Origin of the sequence: Kitasatospora sp. NPDC097691 (genome assembly GCF_040302665.1) — a bacterium.
GTDB lineage: Bacteria > Actinomycetota > Actinomycetes > Streptomycetales > Streptomycetaceae > Kitasatospora.
The window spans coordinates 25,735-51,002 of the sequence record NZ_JBEORY010000008.1 but is presented as its reverse complement, the minus strand read 5'-3'; the positions used below and the strand labels follow the sequence as shown (position 1 = coordinate 51,002).

Genomic DNA, 25,268 nt, shown 5'->3' with positions numbered 1-25,268 from the left:
GCTGACAGCGGGCGGGGCTCACCGCTTCCGGTCGCGTTACCAGCGATCACGGTCCCCGACGCGCGCTGGCCGCCCTCACGGCGGCGGGTCCGCGTCGGGTTCCGCGGCTGCTCGTGAACGACGAGAAGCCCAGCCCGCATAAGTCGGGCCACCGCGCCCCCGGCCAAGGTACGCGCGGCGGCCCTGCGGGCTCGCCCCCCGATTGGACGAGGTGAACCCATGAAACTGATTGTTGCAGGCCAGGAAGCCGCGACCCCCGAGGAGTTCGCGGAACTGGCCTTCGGGACCGGCGCCGACTTCGGCTTCGGCGTCGACACCGAGCTGTTCGACGGCACCGCGGACAGCTCCGACGAGGACCGGATGGTCCGGCTCGACGTCGCCCGCGCGGTCCTGCGGGACCTGCCCGCACCGGCCGCCCGATTCGCGTCCGCGCTGATGCGCACCGCCGAGCGCCGCTGGGTGCTGACCTGGAAGGCGGCGGCGTGATGACCCAGCTCCACAGCCTGATCAACGGCGCGACCCGCACTCCGCACCTGGCCGCCCGGCCGGCAGCCACGGTACTCGCCGAGTACCGTCCGGACGGCGGCGGCGACTTGCGCGGCGCGGCCTGCGTCGGCGTCGACACTGAGGTGTTCTACCCGGACCCCGACAAAATCGGCGCCGGATGGGCCGAGCGCCGCGCCAAGATGATCTGCGCCGGCTGCCCGGTGAAGTCGCTGTGCCTGGCTGACGCGATGGAGCGACGTGAGCCGCACGGCGTCTTCGGCGGCTTGACCGCCAACGAGCGCGCCAACCTCCGCCGCCGTACGGCCCGCGCGCAGGCCCGGGTGAACGCCGGGGGTGCCGGGTGAACGTTCACCGCTCCGGCGGGGGTGTTCACCCGGTGCTTACCGAGGTGCCCACCCGGACCCAGATCCGCCGCACGTCCCGGGTGATCAGCGCCGGAACGTGGGTGCTGACGGGGGCGGTGGTCGCGGTGAGCATGTCCACCGCCGCCCCGTTCATCGACGCCCATTCGACCGGGTACGGCACCGGCCCCGTCATGGCGGTCGCTGGCGACGGGTGCTTCATCCTGAGCCTCCAGGCGGACAGCACTCTGTCCCGCTTCGGCGTGAAGCCCGGACGCTGGCCAGCCGTCTTCCGGTGGGTCACCGGGCTGGCCACGGTCTGGCTCAACATCGGGGCCGCCGCCCTCGCGAAAGACCTGGTCGGCGTGGTGATCCACCTGATCCCGCCGCTGTTGCTGCTGCTCGTCGCCGAGGCCGGACCGGCCTACCGCCGGTCCCTGGCCCGCCTCGCGCGCCGATCCCAGCCGCCGCTCCGCACCCGCCCGGCCACGGTCCCGCAGGCCGCCCGGCAGGTGGTGAACGTGCCGCTGTTCACCCTCCCGACGGCGCCGTTCACCCTCCTTCCGCCGCCCGTCGCGACCGTGCCGACCGGACCCGCTCCGGACGCCCGGGAAGCGCTCCCGGCGGGCCCTGCAGACAAGGTGAACAGCGAGCCCGTTCACCCGGCGCTCACCCCCGTTCACCCCGCCGCGGTCGACCCTGCCGAGCCGATCGCCGACCCGGCCCCGGAACCGGGCGACGACGTGATCGACGGCCCGGTGTACCCGGACGGGCCGGACCCGGTGAACACCCCGGAGCCTGAACCGTTCACCGCCGAGCACGAGGTGAACGCCCACGCCGACCAGGTGAACACCGACTCGCCGGAGCCGATCCGGCTGGACGAGGCCGAGGCCGCCCGCGTGATCGAAGAGTGCTGGCGCGACCGGGTCTCCCAGCGCGAAGCCGCACGGCGCTCCACCCGCTCCCCGGCCTACGTCAACATCGTCTACAAGCGGCTCAACGAGCAGCAGGACGGCGACGCCGAGGCGGTCGCCGCATGAGCCGCCCCCGTTACTGGGACCCCGAAGGCACCCGCCACGGCGGTACGCCCACCTACCCGTGGCGCATGGCGCCGGGTGGCCTCTTCACCCGCCGCCAACTGCGCGCCCGCGGCCTGCGCCCCGGCGGGCAGGACGTCGCCGCGCAGATCATGTGGCGCTCCCGCTACGGCGGCACCCGCCCCGCCTACCTCTACCGCCTCGCGCTGGCCAAGCCGGTCCGGCCGATGACCCCCGCGCGGGCCGCCGCCCTCGCCAAGGCCAACGCCGCGCGCCGCACCTGCCCGCTCTGCCACGCGGACGCCGGCTACGTCCTGCCCGCGCACCTCGGCACTTGTCTGACCTGCGCCGCCCCCGACTCGATCGCCGCCTGACCCAAGGGAGAACCGATGAGCACCGACCGCATCCCCGCCCCGCAGCCGGAGTTCGAGCAGACCCGCGTCGTGGACGTCTTCCCGCTCCACGGCTTCACGTGCGCCCACACCAGCAACGACGACGGCACCGCCCACTGGTGGCACCTGTTCACCTCCGCCGGCCGCTCGCTCGGCGCCACCAACCGCCCCGAGCTGCTCGGCTCCCTCATCCAGCAGACCCGCTGACCAACGGAGGAACCGTGTCCGACACCGCCACCACCGCCCCGGCCGTCGAGCCCACCCACTCGTGGCTGATCACGCTCCAGTACCAGGTGCCCAACGGCTACGCCGTCGTCACCCACAACGGCACCCTGAGCATCGCCCCCGGCAGCAACCGTGAACGCGCCTACCTGGACATCCGGGAGTGGCTGACCCAGCAGCGGCCCGAGCTGGGCCGCGGCAACGTCCTGTTCTTCTCGCTGGAGCCCTACCGGCTCTGACCGCCCCGGAGGTCCGTCATGGCACGCATCCGCACTACCAAGCTGCAGATACCCGCACAGCGCGGCTTCAGGCGCCGGGGCGCTCCCGCGGCGCACGTGGTCGACCTCGGCCGGGGCACCGCCCCCGTCGTGCTGGTCGTCCCCCACCAGCCGTCCCTGAGCGGCCGGTTGGCCCTCGCGACCGGCCGCGCACTGTGGCGCCGCCGCATCGCGTGGGCTCCGGTCTGGGCCGGGATCGGCGTGTTCGCGGCGGCCGGTGCGCTGTCCGCCGTCCCGGCCGCCGCGCTCGCCCTCGCCGTCCCGGCCGTGCTGCTGCCCGCCGGGTGGGCCCTGGCCGTGCGCCGCAAGGCCCGTACCCGCACCCGCTCCGTCGCCGCCTTGTCCGCCGGCCTCGGCTGGTCGGCGCTGGCCGTCTGGTTCGGCCCCACGAGCGGCCTGCTCGCCGTCGCGTGGCTGGCCGGCACCGTCACCGCGCAGACGCTCTGGTGGCAGCACCGCCGCAAGCTCGCCACCACCGCGCTCACCGCCGAGACCGACTGAACTCCCCGAGGAGACAGCAGATGAGCACCCCTCCCAACCCCGGAAGCCCGTTCCCGCCCCCGCGCCGCTCCGGCAACTCCGCCGGCGGCGGGAAGACCCCACCGCCGCCGCCCGGTGGCAACTCCCGCACCCGCGTCGGGCCGAGCTACCACTTCAACTACACCCGCAACACCGCCGGCGGCGGGGGTGGCGCCGCGTACGGCGGTGGCCGTGGCCCCGGCGGTCCCGGTCCGTCGTCGGGCCCGATCGGCAGCCCGTCCGGCGGCGGGCAGCGCGGCGGCGGGCGCGAGTACTCCCCGCTCGGCGACCCGGAGTTCTTCACCAACGCCGACGTGCGCAACTACTGCGAGCAGGGCCGCCGGGCCATGTCGCAGGTGTCGTTCGACCTCGCCATGGCGCACGAGCTGCTGAGCGCCGTGCTCAAGGAGGTCCCCGACGCCGACGGCCGGCCGTTCGGCTCCCTGACCCGCGCCCGGCGGGTGGCCAAGCACCTGAAGAAGGCCGCCGACGACGCGAAGGACTGCGCCGCCGAGATCGCCCGCACCTACGCCGCGTTCCAGCGCGAGTACGACCCGGAGATCTCCCGCGTGGCCAAGCCCCGCCAGCCCCGCCGCCGCTTCGACTTCGGCTGATCCCGCTCTGATCCCCGGCCGGGGCAGGGCGCGCACCGCCCCCGCCCAGCCGGTCGGGTGAGCTGTGCCGCGCGCTGCCCCGGCCGGGCCCCACCCCACGCCCCGCAGCCCAGGGAGACCGCCCATGCGCCGCCAGCCTCAGCCCGTCGCGCACCTCGACACCGGCCAGCAGGCCGGGTACCTGCAGCTCGACCCCAACCAGCACGCCGGCGGTGTCGGCGAGTACCTGCTCCACCGCATGAAGCCCTACCTTCCGCCGTGGATCGTCGCGGGCGGCACCGGCATCCTCTCCCTCCCGGCATACGCCATGTGGGGTGAGTCGGCGGCCGGTGCGGTCGGGCTCACCCTCGCCTCCCTCGGTCTCACCGCCGCCACCTGGTGGGCGGGCAAGCCGACCAGCCAGCAGCGCCGTCTGCACTCCGCGATCACGGTCGCCGCGGGGACGTCGTGGTTCACCGCCGCGGCCCTCGCCGGGCCCGCGGCCGGCCCCCTGCCGAGCCTCTACCTGATAGGGGGACCGGCGCTCGCGGCGACGTGGAACATCCGTCAGCTGCTGCGGGTCAACCCCGACGGCACGCCGAACGACGGCGACAAGGGGCTGTTGGAGAAGGTCGGTCTCGCCAAGACCCTGGTCACCTCCGCCAAGGTGCAGCCCAACAAGGCCGAGTTCGAACTTCAGCTTCCCGGTGGGGAGTTGACGCCGGACGACGTCTCGAAGGCGTTGCCGAAGCTGGCCGGAGCGCTGCGGGTCGCCAAGAACGCCCTGCGTACGACCCCGGACCCGGACGACTCGTCCCGCACGACGCTCACCGTCGTCCCCCATGACCTGCTCAAGGCCGGCATGCCCTACCCGGGCCCCTCGCACCCGGGCGGGTCGATCGCCGACCCGGTCCACACCGGGATCTACGAGGACGGCGCCGACATGGCGATGTTCTTCCCCGGAGACCCGGAAGCGCAGCGCAACGCGATGCACCTGCTGATCATGGGGATGACCGGCTCCGGGAAGTCCGAGGGCGGCCTGACCGCGCTGACCGAGGTCATCACCCGCCGCGATGTGATCGTGTGGGCGTCCGACCCGGCCAAGTCCGAGCAGACTCTCGGCCCGCTGCTGCCGGCGCTCGACTGGGCCGCGCTCACCATGGACGACACCAAGGCCATGATCACTGCACTCAAGGCCGTCATCCCGGCCCGCACGTCCTGGCTGGCCAAGTACGGGTACAAGCAGTGGGAACCCGCATGCGCCGAGACACAGGCCGACGGCTCCCCGGGCATGCCCTACCTCATCGCCTGGTTCGAAGAGGCCGCCAAGACTCTCCGTGAGACCGACGACGACGTCTTCACCGGCCCGGCCCAGGAAGCCCGTTCCGCCGGGATGTCCCTGGTCGTCTCGATGCAGCGTGCCTCCCACACCCAGCTCAGCACCGACACCCGTGCCTCCCTCGGCTCCAGCTGGGTGTTCGGCCTGCGAGACGACCGGGACGCGCAGTTCGCCCTGCCCGACGAGGCCATGGACGCCGGAGCAGCGCCGCAGGTGTGGAAGGACAAGAAGCCTGGTTACTCCTACCTGGTTGCCAACGGCATCCCGGAGACCTTCTGGGCCACCCCCGGCCGCGGCTACCTCACCCCGGTGGACGCCATGAACTGGGCCGTCGCCGAGTTCGCCCACCTCCGTGCCCAGTGCGACCCGGTCACCGCCAAGGCCGCCGCGAACGCAGTCGGCCCCGCCTTCACCCAGCGCACCCGCTACCCCCTCCCCGCCCCACCCGTCGAGGACGGCGACGACGGCGGGATCTACGACGAGGAGAACGCCGCGGTGGACTACGACTACGACATCGACCCCGAGGAGGCCGACGGCGACGAGGACGGGTGGATCGACCCGGACGCCGAACTCCCGCCCGTCGAGCACGTGGTGGAGATCGCCCCGCCGGAGATCCCGCCGCGCACCCGGGTCGGCAAGAACGAGGCCAAGAAGATCATGGGCGAGCTGCTGGCCGAGTTCGAGTCCGAGGGCCGTACCGAGGTCGGCCCGGCCGACTTCATGGAGTACTGCGACCGCTTCAACCGAGGCCGCAGCTGGGTGTCCGGACAGGTCTCCGAGATGGTCGACTCCGGCCGCCTGCGCGAGACCGACGAGGTCGGACGCTACGAGATCATCCCGCTCCAGCCGGCCGCCGCCTGAACCGCTTCTGACGGCCCTGACGCGTCTGACGCGTCAGACGGCCCTGACACCGAACGGGCCGTTTTCCCCAGGTAACGCGTGCGCGCGAGGGGTGTCTGACGCGTCTGACACCCCTTCCTGACGCTTCTGACACCCCCGCCCCGCACGCCTCTGACACCCCCTCCCGCACCGCTCGACCACACCCCGAAACCGCCCCCGGGGCGCCCGGAAGGACCCTCCGCCGTGATCGTCTCCATCTCCTCCGCCCTGCTGTTCGCCGTCATCACCGTCGTCCTCGTCCGCGCCCAGCGCGTCAGCGTCGGCAGCGCCGTCCTGGTGTGGCTGTCCGGCTTCACCGCCGCCGGCACCGGCCTCGCCAAACCCGTGAACGGCGCCCTCGCCTCCCTCGCCAACTACGTCTCCACCATCCACTGACCCACCCCCGCCCCGCCGACAGGAGAAGCACCGTGGACCACACCGCCAACCCGCAACCGTTCACCGCCCCGGTGCTCTACACCCAGGACGGCACCCCCTACTACGCCACCCAACCCGCCCCCGCGCCCCTCGCCCTCTACCAGCCGGCCGCACAGCTACCGGCCCCGATCCACCACCCCGCCTCCGGCTACCTGCCCGCCCAGCACGCCCCCGCCACGCTCCCGGCGCCGGTTCCGGCACGGGACCCGTGGCCCGCCCGCCTGCTCGCGGGCGGCATCGGCATCGGCGGCGCAGGCCTCGGCGTCGGCTTCCTGCTCCAGACCCTCGCCACCGCCACCACCGGCCTCGGCCTGCTCGTCGCCGCACTCGGCGTCGCCTACCTCCTCAAGAACAGCGGGGGCGGCGGGGGCCGGGGTGGGCAGGGCGCCGTGAACGTGAGCGTCAACGTCACCAACCGCAACCGCTGACCTTGGAGATTCCCGTGTCCTACTGCGACGAGTGCGACGACTGGGGCTGCCCTGGTCACTACTGCGACGAATGCGCCAACGAGGAGTGCCCCGGCCACTGGCTGTGCGAGGCGTGCGAGGACGACGTCTGTCCCGAGTGCTCCGGCTGTTCCTGCCCGGACGCCCAGTGCGAGGGCCCGCACCACTGACTGCCTGCCCAACCGGCCGTGCCGCCCGGACCACCGCCGCAGCCAGCGGCCGGGGCCCGGACGGTGCGGGGGACCGGCAGACCCGCTGCCGTGCAGCACGAAGCCCCGCCCCGGCCGTCTGTTCTTGGCAGAGAGCCGGCCGGTGCGGGGCTGTGTATCCCCTTCACGGAGATGGAATCAGCATGCCCGACTTCGACCGCTCCACGCTCGTCATCGTTGACGACACCGCCGACCGCGAGAACGCCAGCGACGGCCACTCCCGCTACGGCGCCTACATCGCCCACCACGCCGCCGACTTCCACGACGACGACCAGCCGCTCCGGCCGGTCGACTTCGCCGCCGCCGCGTGGCGCACGGCCACCTCCCCCGTCATGGCCCCCGGCTATGCGGTCGTCCGGCCCGACCTCGACCGGGTCGAGGTCTACGTCGACCACGACGACTGTGCCCACTTCTGCGCGAAGGTCGGCCTTCGGCACTCCGCGCTCACCCGCCGCCCCGCCGGGCGGCCGCTGGACTGGGAGCGCGCCCCGTGGTCCCGCTCGAACGAGCCGTGGCCCGTGCTGGTCAGCCCGGAGCGCACCGACCGCCCCGCCGTCCTGGTCACCGCCACCGTGCTCCTCCCGATCCCGGACAGCATCCTCATCACCCCCACCACGGCCCGCCCCGGCCACACGCTCACCCACCAGGCCAAGACCGTGGTCGGCGCCCTCGCCGAGTACGCCAACGCGCACCTCGCCCCGCTCGTTGCCGACCTTCTTGGCGGTGCCCGGTGAGCGCCCCGGGCCTCTCCCTCGCCCTGCGCCCGGCGGCCGAGTGGCTGCCCGCGCGGCCGTGGAACGGCATGACCGTGCTGGACGCATACTGCAACATCGGCGGCGCCGGCATGGGGTTCTGGCTGGCCGGGTTCGACATCGTCGGCGTCGACATCCTCGACCAGCCGAACTACCCCTTCCCGTTCCTGCAAGGGGACGCCGTCGAGACCATCGCCGCCCACGGCCGCCGGTTCGACCTGATCTCCGCCGGACCGCCCTGCCAGTACGACTGCACGCTCACCGCGGGCACCAACGCCGCCCGCCGCGACCGGTACGCCGACCTGCTCGAACCCACCCGCGCCGCGCTGGAGTCCACCGGCCGCCCGTACGTGATCGAGCAGCCCCCAGGCCGCGCCTCCAAGCGCATGCGGGTCGACCTCACGCTGTGCGGGGAGATGTTCGGCCTGCGCGTGCTCCGGCACCGCAACTTCGAAGCCGGCGGCGGCCTCGTCCTCGACCAGCCGCCGCACGTCCCGCACCGGGGCCTGACCATCGGCTACCGACACGGCCGGTACGTCAGCCCCGAACAGGGCCGCTACTTCCAGGTCTACGGCAACGGCGGCGGCAAGGGCAGCGTGCCCCAGTGGCAGGACGCCATGGGCATCCACTGGACCACCGACCGCCGCGAGATCGCCGAAGCCATCCCCCCGGACTACAGCCAGGTCATCGGCCAGCAGGCCGCCCGCCAGCTCCACGCAGCCCCCGCCAGGAGCGCCGCGTGAGCACTTACAACATCCCGATCGTTCACTGCGACGGCCCCGACTGCGACGCACCCGAGATCCACCACCCCGCGGCCCGAACTGCCAACGATGTCCGCCAACTCCGGCGCCCGGACGGATGGCACCAGCGCCCCGGCGGCCGGGACATCTGTCCCGGCTGCTGGTCTGCTGGCCACCGCTGACCGGCCGGGCTGGCAACCGTGTCCGCCTTCCTGGACTGGCGCGACGCTTCCCACTTCGACCGCACCGGCCCTCGGCCCTGTCGCTGGTGCCGTCGCCCCACCCCGCTTCGCGACGAGCAGCGCAGACCCGCGCACAAGGTCTGCGCCGAACAGCACGCCGCCGAGCAGCCCCCGCCGACGTCTGGAGACCGGCGTGACCCCCATCCTCCGACTCGCTCTCGACCTGACCCGGCTCGGCCTTCCGGTGCTGCCACTTCGGGCCGGGAAACGCCCGGTCGGCAACTGCCCGGCCTGTGAAGCCCTCGCGTGCGGCGGGCGGCCGAACATGAAGGTGCCGGGCCCGTGCACGTGCCCGGCGCCGTGCCACGCGTGGGCCGCTGCCACCACAGACCCCACCGTCCTGGCCAGCCCGCTGTGGCTGCGGGCCTGGCGGGAGGCCGAAGCGGTCGCCTACCACCCGGGCGGCGCCGGCCTGACCGTGGTCGACCTCGACAACGCCGCCGCCGTCGCGTGGGCCCGCACCGCCCTACCCCCGACGCTCACCGTGCCCACCACCCGCGGCGAGCACTGGGTCTACCGGGGCGCCACAGTCTCGGCCAACGCCGTCCGTCCCGGCGTCGACATCAAGTCGGCCGTGGCGTATGCCCGTTGGCTCGGCTACGGAACCGGCGTCATGGTGCCGCTGCCCGACGCCGTCCGTGCCCTGGTGGTCAGGGAAGAGACCACCCCGCCGCCGAGCGGGGGGCGGGTGGCTTCTTCACCCTCGCCGCCCTGGACCCGCACGGTGGGCAGCGGGTGCCGACACACCGACCGCTACATCCACACCGGGCTGCAACGAGGTCTCGCCAAAATCGCGGATTGCCCGGAGAGCGGCGCCGGATCGCAGGCCTTCGGCGTCGCCCGCTTCCTCGCTGCCCAGCACACCCGCTGTCCCGGCCCCTGTGGCCTCGACACCATCGCCTGGCAGCTCATCGACGCCGCCGTCAACGTCGGCGTCCCGCACGACTACGCCACTCGCGCCGTCGACCGCGGCTTCACCGCCGCCGGCGCCTGCGCTGCCTGACCTGCTCGAAGCGGGCCGCCCCTCTCGCCAAAGACCGGCGGCCCGCTCCCATCCAGCCCCAACAGACCGGAGAGGCAAGCATGACCGATCCCACCGCGTCCGTCACGACCACTACCGAGGACGGTGCCGCCGTGCTCGACGCCGTCGAAGCCCACCACCGCCGCTTCAACGTCTTCCCCAGCGAAGCCGCCTACGTCGCCGTCGTGCTCTGGGACGCCCACACCCACCTGCTCGACTGCTTCGAATCCACCCCGCGCATCGCGTTCCTCTCCCCGGAACCCGGCTCCGGCAAGACCCGTTCCCTGGAGATCATCGACGGCCTCGTCCCCCGGCCGATGATCACCACCGATGTCAGCCCGGCCGCGCTGTTCCGCTCGATGTCCGACGCCGACGCCCGCCCGACCGTCCTGCTCGACGAGATCGACACCGTCTTCGGCCCCAAAGCGGCGGGCAACGAGGATCTGCGCGGCCTCATCAACGCCGGCCACCGCCGAGGCGGCGTCGTCTACCGGTGCGTCGGGGACGGCTCCACCCAGACCGTCCAGCCGTTCCCCGTCTACTCCGCCCTCGCAACTGCCGGTCTCGGCGACCTGCCCGACACCATCATGAGCCGCTCCGTCATCATCCGGATGCGCCGCCGGGCCCCCAACGAGCGGGTCGAGGCGTACCGGGAGCGCATCCACAAGGCCGAGAGCAACACCCTGCGCGACCGCCTCGCTGCCTGGGCCAACACCGTCCGCGACCAGCTCCACGACGCGTGGCCCGAGCTGCCCGAGGGCATCAGCGACCGGCCCGCCGACGTGTGGGAGCCCCTGATCGCCGTCGCCGACGCCGCCGGCGGACAGTGGCCCAAGCGCGCCCGCGCCGCGTGCGTCCAACTCGTCACTGCCGCCAAGGCCAACGACAAGGGCAGCGTCGGCATCCGCCTCCTCACGGACCTGCGGGACATCTTCGACGGCGCCGAGCGCATGCTCAGCGCCGACCTGCTCAGCAAGCTCGCCGAGCTGGACGACGCGCCGTGGGCCGACCTCGACGGCAAGCCCATCACCGCCCGCGCCCTCGCCCGCATGCTCGGCGACTACGTCACCGCCGACAACGACCCCATCAAGCCCCGCAACATCAAGACCGGCCCGAAGAGTTCGGCGAAGGGCTACTACGCCGCGGACCTGTCCGACGCGTGGCTGCGGTACTGCCCGCCCTGTCCCCTTCGTTCCCAGGAATCCGCTACTGCCGCTACTGCCGCTACCGCGCAGGTCAGGGCCCTGTTTCCGGTAGCGGATACGCCCGAGGTAGCGGATACCGAACCGCTACCCGCCACCCCGGCCGCCGCCGCGCCGTAGGCCGTCCGCCGCTCCCGCCCGCCGCGGCGGGAGCGGCACCAATCCGCTACCGCTACCCAATCCGCTACCAAAAACATGCCCCTGACCAGGGAGGTAGCGGCAGTAGCGGCAGTAGCGGATCCCAGAGAAGGAAGGGGGCGGAGCCGCGGCAGGGTTCCGCCCCCTTCGTCGTGTCTCGAACCCCGGGAGCCGCCCAATGGCCACCGCCATCCCCGAAGCCCTGACCGTGCCCGAGGTCATGGCCGCCCTTCGAATGAGCCGCAGCAAGGTCTACGACCTCATCCGCTCCAAGAGGATCGACAGCTTCAAGGAAGGCGCCCTTCGCCGCATCCCTGCCGAGTCCCTCGCCGAGTACTTCCGCACGAAGAAGGAGGAGAGCGCCTGATGACAAAGAAGCGCAACCCCAACGGCGCCGGCACCGTGACCAAGCGCAAGGACGGCCGCTACCAGGCCGCCGTCTACGTCCCGCAGCCCGACGGCACCCGGGCCCGCAAGTTCGTCTATGGCAAGACCTGGACGGAGTGCGACGAGAAGCGCCAGGAACTCGTCCGGCGCGACCGGCAGGGCGTCCCGACGCCCACCCGGTCGGCCAAGCTCGCCGAGTGGCTGCCGTACTGGCTGGAGCACTTCATCGCGCCGCACCGCAAGCGGACCACCTACGACAAGTACGAGATGCACATCCGGCTTCACCTGGTGCCGGTGCTCGGCTCGAAGAGCCTGGAGAAGCTCGGCACCGCCGACGTCCGCCGGCTCATCAGCACCGTGACCAAGAAGGTGTCGGCGGCCACCGCCAAGGAGTCCCACCTGGTGCTCCGCACCGCCCTGTCCGCCGCCGTGCGGGACGAACTGATCACCCGCAACGTCGCCAAGCTCGTTCAAGCCCCCCGAGTGGAGTACCGAGTGACCAAGCCCTGGAGCCTCGATGACACGCTGGTCTTCCTGGAGGGGTCCCGGCGTGACCCGCTGTACGCCGCGTTCGTCCTCGCCGTGGCGCTCGGGCTGCGGCGGGGGGAGATCCTCGGGTTGCACTGGTCCGACATCGACCTTGAGAACCGCACCCTGACCGTCCGGCGCCAACTCCAGCGCCGGGACGGCGAGCTGTACGAGGACACCCCGAAGTCGCGCCGCCAGCGGGTCATCCCGCTGCCGATGATGTGCGTCGCTCCGCTCCGCTGGCAGCGACTCCGGCAGGCCGAGCAGCGCCGCCAGCGGCTGGAGGCGGGGAAGGACTGGCCGGAGTCCGGCTCCGTCTTCACCACGGCGACCGGCCAGCCGATCGAGCCGCGCAACCTCACCCGCTCGTTCACGCGGGTGGCGAAGGCCGAGGCTCTGCCGCCGATCCGGCTGCACGACACCCGGCACGGCTGCGCGACGCTCCTGTCCGCGGCCGGCGTGGCGCCCCGGGACCTGATGGCCATCCTCGGTCACAGCCAGATCGCCGTCACGATGGAGATCTACACGCACGTGGTGCAGGAGAAGCAGCGGGAGGCGATGAGGCACATGGACCGCCTGTTGAAGCGCCGCCGCAAGACCGACTGATGTCATCCGGAGATGTCAGAACGCCCCGGGCCGTGGACGGCGCCGGGGCGTTCTGCGTTCTTCGGCGCTCTGACCTGCACCGGAAACTGAGCCCCCTGTCGGGTTCGAACCGACGACCCCCGCTTTACAAGAGCGGTGCTCTGGCCAGCTGAGCTAAGGAGGCACGGTGGCCGTCCGCGAGGGATCACGGCGGCACCGGGGGCAGTCTACCGGGCCTGGGTGGTGGGGTGGTGGGATATCCGGGGGTTGGTGGGACGGGGTGGGCGTGATGGAACCGATGCCGAAATCGGGTCGGTGGGGGGCTGACAAGCCGCGGAACCGCAGGTAGCGTCGCCGGGAGTCGGGCTTCGTCCGGTGGTTCAGACCACTGACGGGACGACGGACAACTACACCCCCCCTTTACTCGGATCGTCCGGCACGTTCCTGCCGGTGAAGGAGAACAACGACCATGGCTTCTGTCACGTACGACCAGGCGACCCGCATCTACCCCGGGGCGGACAAGCCCTCGGTGGACGCGCTGGACCTGGAGATCGCGGACGGCGAGTTCCTCGTGCTGGTCGGCCCCTCGGGCTGCGGCAAGTCGACCAGCCTGCGCATGCTGGCCGGCCTGGAGGACGTCAACACCGGCGCGATCCGGATCGGTGACCGGGACGTCACGCACCTGCCGCCGAAGGACCGGGACATCGCCATGGTGTTCCAGAACTACGCGCTCTACCCGCACATGACCGTCGCGGAGAACATGGGCTTCGCGCTCAAGATCGCCGGCGTGAACAAGTCGGAGATCCGCACCAAGGTCGAGGAGGCCGCGAAGATCCTCGACCTCACCGAGTACCTGGACCGCAAGCCGAAGGCGCTCTCCGGCGGTCAGCGCCAGCGCGTCGCGATGGGCCGCGCGATCGTCCGCCAGCCGCAGGTCTTCCTGATGGACGAGCCGCTGTCGAACCTGGACGCCAAGCTCCGTGTCTCGACCCGTACCCAGATCGCCGGCCTGCAGCGCCGCCTGGGCATCACCACGGTGTACGTCACCCACGACCAGACCGAGGCGCTCACCATGGGCGACCGGGTGGCGGTGCTCAAGGACGGTCTGCTGCAGCAGGTCGACACCCCGCGCAACATGTACGACAAGCCCGCCAACCTGTTCGTGGCGGGCTTCATCGGCTCGCCGGCCATGAACCTGGTCGAGGTGCCGCTGGTGGACGGCGGCGTGAAGTTCGGCGGCTCGGTCGTCAACATCTCGCGCGAGAACCTGGCCGGCGCGGGCACCGACAAGACGGTGACCGTCGGCATCCGCCCCGAGCACTTCGAGATCGTCCCCTCGGGCGGCATCGAGGGCGTCGCGGTGACCGTGAACGTGGTCGAGGAGCTCGGCTCGGACGGCTTCGTCTACGGCACCACCAAGATCGGCGGCGAGGACAAGGAGCTGGTCGTCCGTGTCCCCGGCCGCCAGATCCCGGCCCGCGGCGAGACCGTCCACGTGGTGCCGATCGCCAACGAGGTTCACGTCTTCGCGACCGGCACCGGCAAGCGCCTGAGCGTCTGCGACTGACGCGGACGGCACGGCAGCCGGCACGGCGGACAGCACGGCCGGCGGACGCGGCGAGCAAGCGACGAGCAGGCGACGAGCAGGCGAGCCCAGCGAGCGAACGCGACGGAGCCCGTCGGACCCTCCCCGGTCCGGCGGGCTCCGCCCGTACGCCCCGGCGTCAACACGGCGCGGGGACGAACCCGGACACCGTGTCACTCGATGGTGTAACGGAGGGCGATCCGGCCCGTACCCACCGCTACTCTCCTGAGGGTGAAGCAGCTTGTGCGCCGTATCGGCCAGACCTTCGCCCTGACCCTGCCGGTCGTCCTGGTGACCACCGGCACCCTCGCCGTGACCCGGGTCCCGTGGGCCCCGCCGACCGGGCTCGACCAGCAGGTCGTGGCGGCGTCCAGCGGCGACGGCGCCGGGATCGGGCGCTCCGACAACGCGGCCGCCACCGCGGCCAAGGCCGCCGACGGGCTCGCCCCGCAGGAGTCCCTGCGGGTGGCCCTGCTGGACGAGCTCCGGGCGAAGAACCCCTCCGCCGCGCTGGACCTGCTGGAGCGCTCGATGCGCGAGCAGCCCTCGCTGACGCCGTACTGCACCTCGCTGGCCACCGAGTTGGGCAAGGCCGCGGTGCGCAAGTACCAGGGCGACGTCCAGCGGGCCCGCTCCTTCGCCCGTCCGGTCTGCGACGGGGCGTTCGCGGCGGGCGTGGTGGGCTGACGCTCGCCCGGTCCGTGGCCGGGGCGGCAGGCCTATCGTTCTGACATGACCGCTGACTCCGGCCCCGCCGCCGACCCCGCGTCCCCCAACTCCCGGCAGTCCCAGGGCACCTCGCAGTCCCCGGGCTCACCGGGCACCTCGCCGTCCCCGGGCTCTGCGCAGCCCCAGGGGTCCCCGCAGTCCCACCCGCCCCGGCCGACCTCGACGCCGGTCACCCAGGCCGTCATCCTGGCCGGCGGCCAGGGCTCCCGGCTGCGCCCCTACACGGACGACCGTCCGAAGCCCCTGGTCGAGATCCCGGGCACGGGCACGCCGATCCTCGGCCACCAGCTGGCCTGGCTCGCCGACGAGGGCGTCACCGACGTGGTGATCTCCTGCGGGCACCTCGCCGACGTGCTGGAGGAGTGGCTGGACAAGGCGGACCTGCCACTGCGGGTGCGCACGGTGGTCGAGGCGGAGCCGCTCGGGCGCGGCGGCGGGCTCAAGTACGCGGCCAGGGCGCTGCCCCGCCCGGACGAGCCCTGGTACGCCACCAACGGCGACATCTGGACCCGCTTCAGCCTGCGCGAGATGGCCGCCTTCCACCACGAGCGGGACGCCGTCGCGACGCTCGCGCTGGCCCGGCCGCGGATCCCGTGGGGCGCCGTGGAGACCGACCAGTTCGGCAACGTGCTGGACTTCATCGAGGCGCCGCCCTCGCCCTTCCTGATCAACGCCGGCCTGTACGTGTTCAGCCCGGAGTTCGCCGAGCTGCTGCCGGACGTGGGCGACCACGAGCGCACGACCTTCCCCCAACTCGCCCGCGGCAAGCGGCTGGCGGGCTACCAGCTGCCGCAGGGCGTGTACTGGCGCGCGATCGACACCGCCAAGGACCTCACCGAGGCGGCCAAGGAGCTCGCCGCCGGAGCCGGCCGCGCACCCCAGTAGCAGCCACGCCACCACCGGCGCCACTGACTCCACCGCTCCCGCGCCACCACCGGCTCCACCGGCGGCAACCGCGGTGCCACGAAACGCCGGTCGGCCGGGTGCTCCCCCACGGAGCACCCGGCCGACCGGCGTGTCAGCCGCCCTCAGGTCGCCGTCGGCGCCCCCGGACGGGAGGCGCGGTCGCCACCCGACAGGTCGGCCAGCGGCGCGCTGCCCAGCACCCCGCCGAGCAGCCCGGAGCCGGAGCTCGGGCTGGACTTGGGCGCCGAGCCCGAGCCGCCGGGGCCCGGGGTGCCGCGCTGGGCGGGCGCTGAGCCGCCCGCCCCGGCGGACGGGGAGCCGGGTGCCGGGGAGGAGCCCGCGCCGGTCTCCGACTTGCCGGAGTGCCCCTTGCCGCTCGGCGTCGGGGTGGCCGGCTTGGAGGTCGGCGCGGTGGACGGGGTGGTGGCGCTCGGCGTCGGGGTGGCCGGGCGCGTGGCGGCGGGCGAGGGTGTGGTGGACGGGCCCTTGCCGGCCGGGGCACCGGACGGACCGCCGGACGGCCACACCGGGGTGCCGTAGTCGGTGGCCGGACGGGACGGCGCCTCGTGCGCGCGGGCGCCGGTGCGGACGGCGGCGCCGAGCATCGAGCCGAGCAGCAGGGTCAGGCCGACGACGACCGTGGTGACCATCGCGCCCCGGCGCAGCACCCGGCGGCGCAGCGCCCCGGACGCGTCCGCGCCGAACCGCCGCCAGGCCTCCAGGTTGAGCCGGCCGTCCAGCGAGGCGAACGGCGCCCCGGCGATCAGCAGCGGGCTCCAGGCCGCGAGGAAGATCAGGTCGGGCGTGTCGTAGACCGGAACGGCCCGCCAGCTGACGGTGAACAGCAGCGCGGCGGAGAGCGCCATCGCGGCCCCGGCCGCGAGCCGCTGCCAGAGGCCGAGGACGGTCAGCACGCCGACCACGATCTCGGTGAACGAGACGACCAGGCCGGCCCCGACCGGGTGCGCCATGGCGAAGGCCAGGAGCGGCTCGGCGACCTTCCAGGGGTGCAGCGAGGACAGCCAGCGCATCATCGAGCCGCGCTCGCCGCCGTCGAAGTACACCGGGTCGCACAGCTTGCTGAACCCGGCGTAGATCGACAGCGAGCCGAGGACGGCGCGCAGCGGCAGCAGCACCAGGCCGAGGTCGACCCGGCGGCCCGGGTACCAGGGCTGCTTGCCCTCGGCGTCGGCGGCGGAGACCTCGGGCAGCTCGCCGCTCGGGGTCCAGCCGTGCGGCTCGCCGACCGGGCCGACACCCGCGTCGGTCGCGGTGCCGTTGCCCTCGCGGGGCTGGCGCGGGACGGTCCGGGCGCCGGCCAGGGACGGGATCACCTGGGTGTCCGCCTCGGCCAGGCCGACGCCGCCGCGCCCCGGCGCACCGCCCTGGCGGACGGCCTCCAGCAGCTGGGTGGCCGCGAGGTCCCCGGGGGGCGCCTGGCCGGTCCAGGTGACGGCGGTGACCCGGCCCTTGCGGCGCGGGGCGCCACCGGCCACGGCCCCGGCCAGCGCCGGGACGGCGGAGGCGGGCACGACGACCTGCGGGGTGACCAGCGGACGGCGGATCAGGCCCTGGTTGGCGTACGGGTCGCCGAACGCGGCGCCGGTGGACAGCAGTCCGACCGGTGCCTCGATCAGCGGCGCCACCGGCGCGCCGAGCCGGAGCCGGAAGCTCGCCTGGGTGCTGCTGAGCCGCGCGGGGTCCGACTCCACCTTGACCGTGTTGAGGCCGGGGCCCGCGTCTATCCCGGTGCTGCCGCCGCCGAACAGGGGGCGCCGAGGTGTTCTGGTGTCCACGCCCGTCTAACCGGGTGACGGCCGCTTAGGACACTCTCCCGGGTGGATGTCCGGCGCACACTTGAAGTGATCATGAAAAAAGCGATCGGACCCGGTCGGGCCCGATCGCCTTTCACTCGGACTGCAGGCAATTCGGAAGATCGCCTGCGCCCCGCCCTTCACCCGTGCTCAGGGCCCCGCCCGTCACGCGCGCTCAGGGCCCCGCCCCTCACGCGCGCTCAGGGCCCCGCCCGTCACCCGTGCTCAGGGCCTTGCGTACCGCCGCCTCAGCGCTTGGCGCGCAGCCGAGCGGCCTCGTACAGCACGATGCCCGCCGCGACACCGGCGTTCAGCGACTCGGTCAGGCCCGACATCGGGATCCGCACCCGCATGTCGCAGGTCTCCGAGACCAGCCGGGAGAGGCCCTTGCCCTCGCTGCCCGCGACGACCACCACAGGGCCGGTCAGCAGCTCCAGGTCGCCCAGCTCGGCCTCGCCGTCGGCGGCCAGGCCGACCACCATCAGGCCGGCCTTCTGGTACGCCTCCAGGGTGCGGGTCAGGTTGGTGGCCCGGGCGACGGGCAGCCGGGCCGCGGCGCCGGAGGAGGTCTTCCAGGCACCGGCGGTCATGCCGGCCGCGCGGCGCTCGGGGATGACCACGCCGTGCGCGCCGAAGGCGGCGGCGGAGCGGACCACGGCGCCGAGGTTGCGGGAGTCGGTGACCCCGTCCAGCGCGATGATCAGCGCGTCCTGGCCGGCGTCGGCGGCCTCGGAGAGCAGGTCGTCGGGGTGGGCGTACTCGTACGGCGGGACCTGCAGCACCAGGCCCTGGTGGTTCATCCCGCCGGTCATCTGGTCCAGCTGGGCGCGCGGGGCCTCCATCAGCGGGATGCCGCGGTCGTTGGCGGCCTGGAAGGCGTCGCGCACCCGGTCGTCGGTGTCGATGAACTGCTGGACGTACAGCGCGTTGGCCGGCACGTCACCCTGGAGCGCCTCGACCACCGAGTTGCGGCCGAAGACCAGCTCGGCGCTGCCCGCGCCGCCGCGGCCGCCCCGGCCGCCGGCACCGGCCCGGCGCATGCCGGCCCGGGCCTTGGCGTCCCGCTCGCGCTTGATCGCGGCGTTGGCGGCCCGCTGCTTGGGGTGGCCCTTGCGCGCCTCACCGGGCGGGGTCGGGCCCTTGCCCTCCAGTGCCCTCCGGCTGTGCCCGCCGGTACCGACAGACGCACCCTTCTTCGATCCGGGGTTGCGGCGGTTCCTGCGCTGGCTGTTGCCGGCCATGGCTGTACTTCCTGTCTGTCCGGCATGCCCGGCCGTCCCGCTCGGTGCGGCGGCGGCCGACGGCATGCGCTACGTCATGCGGGAGGGCCGCACCGGTCCGGTACGGCCCACCCATCACCCCGATCGTCAGATGGGGTTACTGGTTGTTGATCGTCCAGCGCGGGCCGGACGGGGTGTCCTCGATGGCCAGCCCGGCCAGGCCGAGCTGGTCGCGGATGGCATCCGCGGTGGCGAAGTCCTTGCGCTGGCGCGCCGCCTGCCGCTGGTCCAGGACCAGACGGACCAGCGAGTCGACCACACCGTGGAGGTCCTCGCCGCGCTCCGCCCCGGCCCACTGCGGGTCGAGCGGGTCGAGGCCCAGTACACCGAGCATCGCACGGACCTCGGCCAGTCGCGCCACCACGCTCTCCTTGTCGTCCGCGTTCAGGGCGCTGTTGCCCTGGCGGACGGCGGTGTGCACGACGGCCAGCGCCTGCGGAACGCCGAAGTCGTCGTCCATCGCCTCGGCGAAGGCCGGCGGCACCTCGGGTGCCGCGTCGACCGTGCCGCAGCGCTCGACGGCCCGCTGGACGAAGCCCTCGATCCGGCCGAAGCCGGCCTCGGCCTCGCGCAGCGACTCCTCGCTGTACTCGATCATCGAGCGGTAGTGCGGCGCCGCCAGGTAGTAGCGGAGCACGATCGGCCGCCAGGCCCGGACCATCTCGGAGACCAGCACCGAGTTGCCGAGCGACTTGCTCATCTTCTCGCCGGCCATGGTGACCCAGGCGTTGTGCACCCAGAAGGCGGCGAAGTCGTCGCCGTAGGCCTTGGACTGGGCGATCTCGTTCTCGTGGTGCGGGAAGATCAGGTCCAGCCCGCCGCCGTGGATGTCGAAGGCCGCGCCCAGGTACTTGTGGGCCATCGCCGAGCACTCCAGGTGCCAGCCCGGGCGGCCGCGTCCCCACGGGGTCTCCCAGCTCGGCTCGCCGGGCTTGGTGGCCTTCCACATCGCGAAGTCGCGCTGGTCCCGCTTGCCGGTCTCGCCCTCGCCGCTCGGCTGGCGCAGGTCGTCCAGCTTCTGGTTGGAGAGCGCGAGGTAGTCCGGGTAGGACTTCACGTCGAAGTAGACGTTGCCGTCGGCCGCGTAGGCGTGGCCCTTCTCGATGAGGCCCTGCATCATCTCGATCATCTCGGGGATGTGCCCGGTGGCCCGCGGCTCGACGGTCGGCGCCAGGCAGCCGAGCGCGGTGTAGCCGTCGTTGAAGGCGCGCTCGTTCTCGTAGGCGATCTGCCACCACGGCGTGCCGAGCTCGCGCTCCTTGGCGATGATCTTGTCGTCGATGTCGGTGACGTTCCGGGCGAAGGTCACCTGGTAGCCGCGGTAGGCGAACCACCGCTGCATGACGTCGAAGTTGAGCCCGGAGCGGATGTGCCCGATGTGAGGCGCCGACTGGACGGTAGCGCCGCACAGGTAGATCGAGACACAACCCGGTACAAGCGGGACGAAGTCGCGTACCTGGCGGGTGCTGGTGTCGTACAGACGAATGCTCACAGCGTCAAGCGTAGTGGGCAGCGGGGGGTGCCCCGCTACATTCCCCGGGACAACGGTGCACCGATCCCGGGGAACGGCAGGTCGCGGGCGGGAGGGATCAGAGGCTGCCGACCACCTTGCGCGGGGTGAGCCGCACGATCACCCGGACGTCGTCCGGGCCGTCCCAGGTGTACTTGTCCACCCCGCGGTACTTGGCGGCCAGCTCGTCGATCAGGTCCCGGCCGCCCTCGGTGGTCATGGTGACCTCCCCGCGCGCCTCCAGGTACTCGTACGGGCTGTCCGCCGGGTTGAGCAGGATCGAGACGCGCGGGTCCCGCACCAGGTTGAGGTGCTTGCGGCGGCCCTCGACGGTGGAGAACAGGATGTCGTCGCCGTCCCGCTTGACCCAGACCACCGAGGACTGGGGGCTGCCGTCGGGCTGGACGGTGGAGACCACGGCGAAGCTCTTGCCGTCGATCAACGCCTTGGCACGGTCGGAGAGTTGGGCGGTCATCTGGCGAACCTCATCTCGTCGGCGGCGGTAACGGCCCGAGGGGGGAAACCCCGCGCGGGCACGAAGCCGAACAGTATCGACTCGGGCCCCCGCACCACCCGGTGAACACCCGTCAGGCGCGGACTTCTTCCCCGCCCGCCCGCTCCGCCGACCCGCTCGCTCCGCCGGCCCGCCCGGCCGGCAGTCCGGCCGGCCTCAACGCCGCTCGTACACCAGGGCGGTGGCGATCGCGGCCAGGCCCTCGGCCCGGCCGGTCAGGCCCAGCCCGTCGGTGGTGGTGCCGGACACGGAGACCGGTGCGCCGACCGCCTCCGACAGCGCGGCCTGCGCCTCGGCCCGGCGCTTGCCGATCTTCGGCCGGACGCCGATCACCTGCACCGCGACGTTGCCGATCTCGAAGCCCGCCTCGCGGACCAGCCGGGCGGCCTCCCCGAGCAGCTTCACCCCGGGGGCGCCGGCCCACTCCGGGCGGTCGGTGCCGAAGTGCGCGCCGAGGTCGCCGATCCCGGCGGCCGAGAACAGCGCGTCGCAGGCGGCGTGCGCGGCGACGTCGGCGTCCGAGTGCCCGGCGAGCCCGACCTCGGCGTCCGGCCACTCCAGCCCGGCCACCCGGAGCGGGCGGCCGGCCTCGAAGGCGTGCACGTCGGTGCCGATCCCGACACGGGGGATCACGGGGGTCTGCGGATCAGTAGGCATCGGCGGCCCTCCGGCGGGCGAGTACGGCCTCGGCGAGCACGAGGTCCAACGGACGGGTGACCTTGAACGCCTCCTCGTGGCCGGGCACCACGACGACCCGGCCCCCGTAGCGCTCGACCAGGCCGGCGTCGTCGGTGACCGGCGGCGCGTCGGCGGCGCCCGCGTTCTCCTCGGCCAGCGCCTCGGCGTGCACCTCGACCAGGGTGGCGCGGTCGAAGCCCTGCGGGGTCTGCACCGCGCGCAGGGTGGACCGCTCGGGCGTGTCGAGCACCGGCTCGGGGCCGCCGGGGTTCGGCTCGACCCGCTTCACGGTGTCGGCCAGCGGCACCGCGGGCACCACGGCGCGCGCCCCGGCCCGGACGGCGGCCGCCACGGCGTCCACCACCTCGACCGGCACGAGCGGACGGGCCGCGTCGTGCACCAGGACGATCTCCACGTCCTCCGGGATCGCTGCCAGGCCCAGCCGGACCGACTCCTGGCGGGTCGCGCCACCGGCCACCACGCGGATGTCCTTGCCGTCCAGCCCGTGGCTGTCCAGCAGGGCGACCACCTCGGCCACCCCGTCGGCGGGGGCGGCGACCACGACCAGGCCGACCGCCCGGCTGCGGGCCAGTGCCCGGACGGCGTGCACCAGGAGCGGCACACCGCCCAGTTCCCGCAGGGCCTTCGGGGCCCCGGGCCCCAGGCGCTCACCGCGCCCGGCGGCGGGCACCACTGCTGCTGCGACTGCTGCTGACGCGTTCAGGTTTCACTCCTTCGGCGAAGTGGGTATGGCCATGGCGTGCCCGGCGGGCGCACCGGGCCCCTTCCGAAGAACCACGGTCCGCTGCCCGCCGCACAGTTCGGCAGGACCCGTGTCCGCACTCTGCGGGAGATCCGCGAAAGGGCGGGTACGGGAAACGGTCCCGCAGGCCTGGAGCGGCTCGGTGGGCTCGGGTGGGAGGCGTCGTCCGGACACGCCTCAGCGCCCGGAGTGCCACTGCACCACTCCCGGACGGTTGGTCCGTGGAGCGGCGCGCCGGCACCGGGCGCTGTGAGCGTTGGGCGGCAGCCCGACCGCATGCGGTGACGCGTGCGCTACGAGGCGAGGACCTCGTCGAGCAGCGTTTCCGCCTTGTCCTCGTTGGTGTTCTCCGCCAGCGCGAGCTCGCTGACGAGGATCTGGCGCGCCTTCGCGAGCATCCGCTTCTCGCCGGCCGAGAGGCCGCGCTCGCGCTCGCGACGCCAGAGGTCGCGCACAACCTCGGCGACCTTGATAACGTCGCCCGAGGCGAGCTTCTCCAGGTTCGCCTTGTAGCGGCGGGACCAGTTGGTCGGCTCTTCCGTGTACGGTGCGCGCAGCACCTCGAAGACCCGGTCCAGACCCTCCTGGCCGACTACATCGCGCACGCCGACGAACTCCGCGTTCTCGGCGGGCACGCGGAGCGTCAGGTCTCCCTGCTGCACCTTGAGCACCAGGTAGGTCTTGTCCACACCTTTGATCTGGCGAGTTTCGATGGCCTCGATCAGCGCGGCCCCGTGATGGGGGTAGACCACCGTGTCGCCAACCTTGAACGTCATGTGACAGGACCCCTTCCGTGGCTTTCCAGAATAACACGCTTCTCGGCGCACCCGAAGGGCGTTTTCGCAGGTCAGGGCGGGTCTCGGGGCTTGACAAGCACCCCCATGACGTGCTGCGACCGGTGTTCGAGAGGGGCTTCCCGCAGGTCGGAGGCGGTTCCGGGGTTCGGCGAAACCCTTGCGCAACACCCCCGCAACCATGATTGGATCTTGAGCTTTCACCCCTTTTCCGGTCGCGACCCAATCGTTATTCGATCTTGGTCGAAGCTTGTCCGCGACGTGACCTGGACATGGCGGGCGTACCGCCGGACGGCTCCCGGCGGCCCCCGGGAGTGCGACACGGGGACCACCCCGTGAGGAGCGCATAAGCGAGGTCGATAATCTGAGACCTGACCTACCGACACGTGACTTAGGAGAAGCCGCCGCCGTGAGCCGCAGCCTTCGACGCGGCAGCATCGCCGCCATCGCCGCCATCGCCATCGCCTCGCTGTCGTCCTGCGCCGCCGGCAACACGCCGGACACGCTGGAGATCAAGCCCGACAACGCGGCGGCAACCCTCGGGACGCACCTGAAGCTGAACAACATCGTGGTCGTCACCGGGGAGGGCACCTCCGGCGATTACAGCGGGCCCGCCAACGTGGTCGTGAACATCGCGAACACCTCGAACGTCCCGGCGGAGCTGCAGTCCGTCACCGTCGGCACCTCCGCTGCGACCCTCACCGACGCCGCGGGTGCCCCGCTGTCCAGCCTCGTCATCCCGGGCGGCGGCGCCGTCGCGATCGGCGGTCAGGGCAACCCGACCGCCACCGTCCCCTCCGCCACCGTCCACGTCGGCGGCTTCGCCGACACGACCTTCACCTTCAAGGACGGCCAGAAGGTCGAGGTCCAGGCCGGCGTGAGCCCGGACGGCAAGGGCATCTACAAGGGCTACGGCCCGACCCCCTCGCCGAGCGTCGCGCCCGTCAAGACCACCCCGACCGCGACCGCCCCGGCCACCGGCGGCGCCACCCCCGGCGCCACGACCACCCCCGGTGCCACGACCGCCCCGGGCGCGACGGCCACCGGTACGGCCGTCCCGGCCGGCGCCACCACCCCGGCCGTCCCGGCCGCGCACTGACGCCGTGCACCGCCTCCGGCGGGCCCGCCCGGGCCCGCCGGAGCGACGCGAAGGCCCCCTCCGGCTACTGCCGGCGGGGGCCTTCCGCATGGGTGGGGCGGCTACGGCTTACGGCTCGAACTTGTAGCCCAGGCCGCGCACGGTGACCAGGTAGCGCGGCGCGCCCGGGTCCGGCTCGATCTTGGCCCGCAGACGCTTCACGTGGACGTCCAGGGTCTTGGTGTCGCCGACGTAGTCCGCACCCCAGACCCGGTCGATCAGCTGCATGCGGGTGAGCACCCGGCCCGCATTGCGCAGCAGCATCTCCAGCAGGTCGAACTCCTTGAGCGGCAGGTCGACCTTGGCGCCGTCCACGGTCACCACGTGACGGTCCACGTCCATCCGGACCGGGCCCGCCTCCAGGGCGCCCGGGCCGCCGCCGTTCTCGCCCGCGCCGCCGTCCTCGCCGCGGCGCCGCAGCACCGCGCGGATCCGGGCGACCAGCTCCCGGGTGGAGTACGGCTTGGTGACGTAGTCGTCAGCGCCTATCTCCAGCCCGACGACCTTGTCGATCTCGCTGTCCTTGGCGGTCACCATGATCACCGGGACGTTGGACCGCACCCGGAGCTGGCGGCAGACCTCGGTGCCGGGCAGGCCCGGCAGCATCAGGTCGAGCAGGACGAGGTCGGCACCGTTGCGTTCGAACTGCTCCAGCGCGTCGGGGCCGGTGGCGGCCACGGCCACCTCGAAGCCCTCCTTGCGGAGCATGTACGAGAGGGCGTCGCTGAACGACTCCTCGTCCTCGACCACCAGTACTCGGGTCAC

General features: G+C 72.9%; 30 protein-coding genes and 1 tRNA gene. 22 read left to right on the top strand and 9 right to left on the bottom strand.

The genetic code is table 11. The features are described from left to right. Positions 1–219 precede the first annotated feature (219 nt). The 18 genes from ABTY56_RS08230 (at position 220) to ABTY56_RS08145 (ending at position 12,813) form a co-directional block, all read left to right on the top strand. Positions 220–486, top strand: a complete 267-nt coding sequence (locus ABTY56_RS08230) for a hypothetical protein (RefSeq protein ID WP_350627553.1) — start codon at positions 220–222, stop codon at positions 484–486. Beyond that, entirely contained in the window at positions 486–851 is a 366-nt protein-coding gene (locus ABTY56_RS08225; protein ID WP_350627552.1) for a WhiB family transcriptional regulator, read from the top strand. Before ABTY56_RS08230 ends, ABTY56_RS08225 begins: the two co-directional genes overlap by 1 nt. 32 nt (positions 852–883) lie before the next feature. Further along, complete coding sequence (locus ABTY56_RS08220; RefSeq protein WP_350627551.1) at positions 884–1,888, top strand: hypothetical protein; 1,005 nt, start codon at positions 884–886, stop codon at positions 1,886–1,888. Further along, positions 1,885–2,259, top strand: coding sequence for an RRQRL motif-containing zinc-binding protein (locus ABTY56_RS08215; RefSeq protein WP_350627550.1), 375 nt, complete (start codon positions 1,885–1,887; stop codon positions 2,257–2,259). The genes ABTY56_RS08220 and ABTY56_RS08215 overlap by 4 nt, the downstream gene beginning before the upstream one ends. A gap of 15 nt (positions 2,260–2,274) precedes the next feature. Next, on the top strand, positions 2,275–2,484 hold the full coding sequence (locus tag ABTY56_RS08210) for a hypothetical protein (RefSeq protein WP_350627549.1): 210 nt from the start codon (positions 2,275–2,277) through the stop codon (positions 2,482–2,484). Between the two features lie 14 nt (positions 2,485–2,498). After that, positions 2,499–2,738 carry a hypothetical protein gene (locus tag ABTY56_RS08205; RefSeq protein ID WP_350627548.1) on the top strand — a complete coding sequence of 80 codons (240 nt, stop codon included), beginning with the start codon at positions 2,499–2,501 and terminating at the stop codon, positions 2,736–2,738. Between the two features lie 18 nt (positions 2,739–2,756). Then, the gene (locus ABTY56_RS08200) at positions 2,757–3,278 is read left to right on the top strand and encodes a hypothetical protein (RefSeq protein WP_350627547.1); all 522 of its coding nucleotides are present in this window, start codon (positions 2,757–2,759) and stop codon (positions 3,276–3,278) included. Between the two features lie 20 nt (positions 3,279–3,298). Beyond that, the gene (gene traA, locus ABTY56_RS08195) at positions 3,299–3,910 is read left to right on the top strand and encodes a plasmid transfer protein TraA (protein ID WP_350627546.1); all 612 of its coding nucleotides are present in this window, start codon (positions 3,299–3,301) and stop codon (positions 3,908–3,910) included. 124 nt (positions 3,911–4,034) lie between these two features. After that, on the top strand, positions 4,035–6,089 hold the full coding sequence (gene traB, locus ABTY56_RS08190; RefSeq protein WP_350627545.1) for a plasmid transfer protein TraB: 2,055 nt from the start codon (positions 4,035–4,037) through the stop codon (positions 6,087–6,089). Positions 6,090–6,311: 222 nt separating this feature from the next. Beyond that, a complete protein-coding gene (locus ABTY56_RS08185) occupies positions 6,312–6,503 on the top strand; it encodes a hypothetical protein (RefSeq protein ID WP_350627544.1) in 192 nt (63 codons plus the stop codon). 32 nt (positions 6,504–6,535) lie between these two features. Next, positions 6,536–6,970 (top strand): hypothetical protein, encoded by a 435-nt coding sequence (locus tag ABTY56_RS08180; protein WP_350627543.1) that lies wholly within the window; start codon positions 6,536–6,538, stop codon positions 6,968–6,970. Positions 6,971–6,984: 14 nt separating this feature from the next. Further along, entirely contained in the window at positions 6,985–7,158 is a 174-nt protein-coding gene (locus tag ABTY56_RS08175) for a hypothetical protein (protein WP_350627542.1), read from the top strand. A gap of 182 nt (positions 7,159–7,340) precedes the next feature. Continuing rightward, entirely contained in the window at positions 7,341–7,931 is a 591-nt protein-coding gene (locus ABTY56_RS08170; RefSeq protein WP_350627541.1) for a hypothetical protein, read from the top strand. Continuing rightward, positions 7,928–8,692, top strand: coding sequence for a class I SAM-dependent methyltransferase (locus ABTY56_RS08165; protein WP_350627540.1), 765 nt, complete (start codon positions 7,928–7,930; stop codon positions 8,690–8,692). Before ABTY56_RS08170 ends, ABTY56_RS08165 begins: the two co-directional genes overlap by 4 nt. A gap of 372 nt (positions 8,693–9,064) precedes the next feature. Then, complete coding sequence (locus tag ABTY56_RS08160; RefSeq protein ID WP_350627539.1) at positions 9,065–9,934, top strand: bifunctional DNA primase/polymerase; 870 nt, start codon at positions 9,065–9,067, stop codon at positions 9,932–9,934. 80 nt (positions 9,935–10,014) lie between these two features. Beyond that, a complete protein-coding gene (locus ABTY56_RS08155; RefSeq protein ID WP_350627538.1) occupies positions 10,015–11,274 on the top strand; it encodes a DUF3631 domain-containing protein in 1,260 nt (419 codons plus the stop codon). Positions 11,275–11,470: 196 nt separating this feature from the next. After that, positions 11,471–11,659 (top strand): helix-turn-helix domain-containing protein, encoded by a 189-nt coding sequence (locus tag ABTY56_RS08150; RefSeq protein WP_350627537.1) that lies wholly within the window; start codon positions 11,471–11,473, stop codon positions 11,657–11,659. Continuing rightward, on the top strand, positions 11,659–12,813 hold the full coding sequence (locus tag ABTY56_RS08145) for a site-specific integrase (RefSeq protein WP_350627536.1): 1,155 nt from the start codon (positions 11,659–11,661) through the stop codon (positions 12,811–12,813). The genes ABTY56_RS08150 and ABTY56_RS08145 overlap by 1 nt, the downstream gene beginning before the upstream one ends. 89 nt (positions 12,814–12,902) lie before the next feature. Here the strand turns inward: ABTY56_RS08145 and ABTY56_RS08140 are convergent. Then, positions 12,903–12,976: transfer RNA gene (locus ABTY56_RS08140), tRNA-Thr, on the bottom strand. A 285-nt stretch (positions 12,977–13,261) separates the two neighbouring features. On the opposite strand from ABTY56_RS08140, the gene ABTY56_RS08135 reads away from it, so the two are divergent. From ABTY56_RS08135 to ABTY56_RS08125, 3 genes are all read left to right on the top strand, one after another. Next, entirely contained in the window at positions 13,262–14,359 is a 1,098-nt protein-coding gene (locus ABTY56_RS08135; protein ID WP_350627535.1) for an ABC transporter ATP-binding protein, read from the top strand. Between the two features lie 249 nt (positions 14,360–14,608). Next, the gene (locus ABTY56_RS08130; protein WP_350627534.1) at positions 14,609–15,064 is read left to right on the top strand and encodes a hypothetical protein; all 456 of its coding nucleotides are present in this window, start codon (positions 14,609–14,611) and stop codon (positions 15,062–15,064) included. A 45-nt stretch (positions 15,065–15,109) separates the two neighbouring features. Next, entirely contained in the window at positions 15,110–15,991 is an 882-nt protein-coding gene (locus ABTY56_RS08125; RefSeq protein ID WP_350627533.1) for a nucleotidyltransferase family protein, read from the top strand. Between the two features lie 143 nt (positions 15,992–16,134). Here ABTY56_RS08125 and ABTY56_RS08120 read toward each other — a convergent pair whose 3' ends face one another. From ABTY56_RS08120 to ABTY56_RS08090, 7 genes are all read right to left on the bottom strand, one after another. Beyond that, positions 16,135–17,808, bottom strand: coding sequence for a DoxX family membrane protein (locus tag ABTY56_RS08120; protein WP_350627532.1), 1,674 nt, complete (start codon positions 17,806–17,808; stop codon positions 16,135–16,137). Between the two features lie 266 nt (positions 17,809–18,074). Next, positions 18,075–19,067: a 23S rRNA (guanosine(2251)-2'-O)-methyltransferase RlmB gene (gene rlmB / locus ABTY56_RS08115; RefSeq protein WP_350627531.1), complete on the bottom strand. Its 993-nt coding sequence runs from the start codon at positions 19,065–19,067 to the stop codon at positions 18,075–18,077. A 136-nt stretch (positions 19,068–19,203) separates the two neighbouring features. After that, the gene (gene cysS, locus ABTY56_RS08110; RefSeq protein ID WP_350627530.1) at positions 19,204–20,598 is read right to left on the bottom strand and encodes a cysteine--tRNA ligase; all 1,395 of its coding nucleotides are present in this window, start codon (positions 20,596–20,598) and stop codon (positions 19,204–19,206) included. Positions 20,599–20,695: 97 nt separating this feature from the next. After that, positions 20,696–21,091 carry a PPOX class F420-dependent oxidoreductase gene (locus ABTY56_RS08105; protein WP_350627529.1) on the bottom strand — a complete coding sequence of 132 codons (396 nt, stop codon included), beginning with the start codon at positions 21,089–21,091 and terminating at the stop codon, positions 20,696–20,698. Between the two features lie 195 nt (positions 21,092–21,286). Then, on the bottom strand, positions 21,287–21,787 hold the full coding sequence (gene ispF, locus ABTY56_RS08100; protein ID WP_350627528.1) for a 2-C-methyl-D-erythritol 2,4-cyclodiphosphate synthase: 501 nt from the start codon (positions 21,785–21,787) through the stop codon (positions 21,287–21,289). Then, positions 21,777–22,502: a 2-C-methyl-D-erythritol 4-phosphate cytidylyltransferase gene (gene ispD / locus ABTY56_RS08095; RefSeq protein WP_350627527.1), complete on the bottom strand. Its 726-nt coding sequence runs from the start codon at positions 22,500–22,502 to the stop codon at positions 21,777–21,779. The genes ispF and ispD overlap by 11 nt, the downstream gene beginning before the upstream one ends. A gap of 362 nt (positions 22,503–22,864) precedes the next feature. Next, positions 22,865–23,347 carry a CarD family transcriptional regulator gene (locus ABTY56_RS08090; RefSeq protein WP_014136563.1) on the bottom strand — a complete coding sequence of 161 codons (483 nt, stop codon included), beginning with the start codon at positions 23,345–23,347 and terminating at the stop codon, positions 22,865–22,867. Positions 23,348–23,774: 427 nt separating this feature from the next. Here ABTY56_RS08090 and ABTY56_RS08085 point away from each other — a divergent pair, with 427 nt between their 5' ends. Beyond that, positions 23,775–24,464 carry a DUF461 domain-containing protein gene (locus ABTY56_RS08085; RefSeq protein ID WP_350627526.1) on the top strand — a complete coding sequence of 230 codons (690 nt, stop codon included), beginning with the start codon at positions 23,775–23,777 and terminating at the stop codon, positions 24,462–24,464. 108 nt (positions 24,465–24,572) lie between these two features. Here ABTY56_RS08085 and phoP read toward each other — a convergent pair whose 3' ends face one another. Then, on the bottom strand, positions 24,573–25,268 hold the full coding sequence (gene phoP / locus ABTY56_RS08080) for a two-component system response regulator PhoP (RefSeq protein WP_030061050.1): 696 nt from the start codon (positions 25,266–25,268) through the stop codon (positions 24,573–24,575).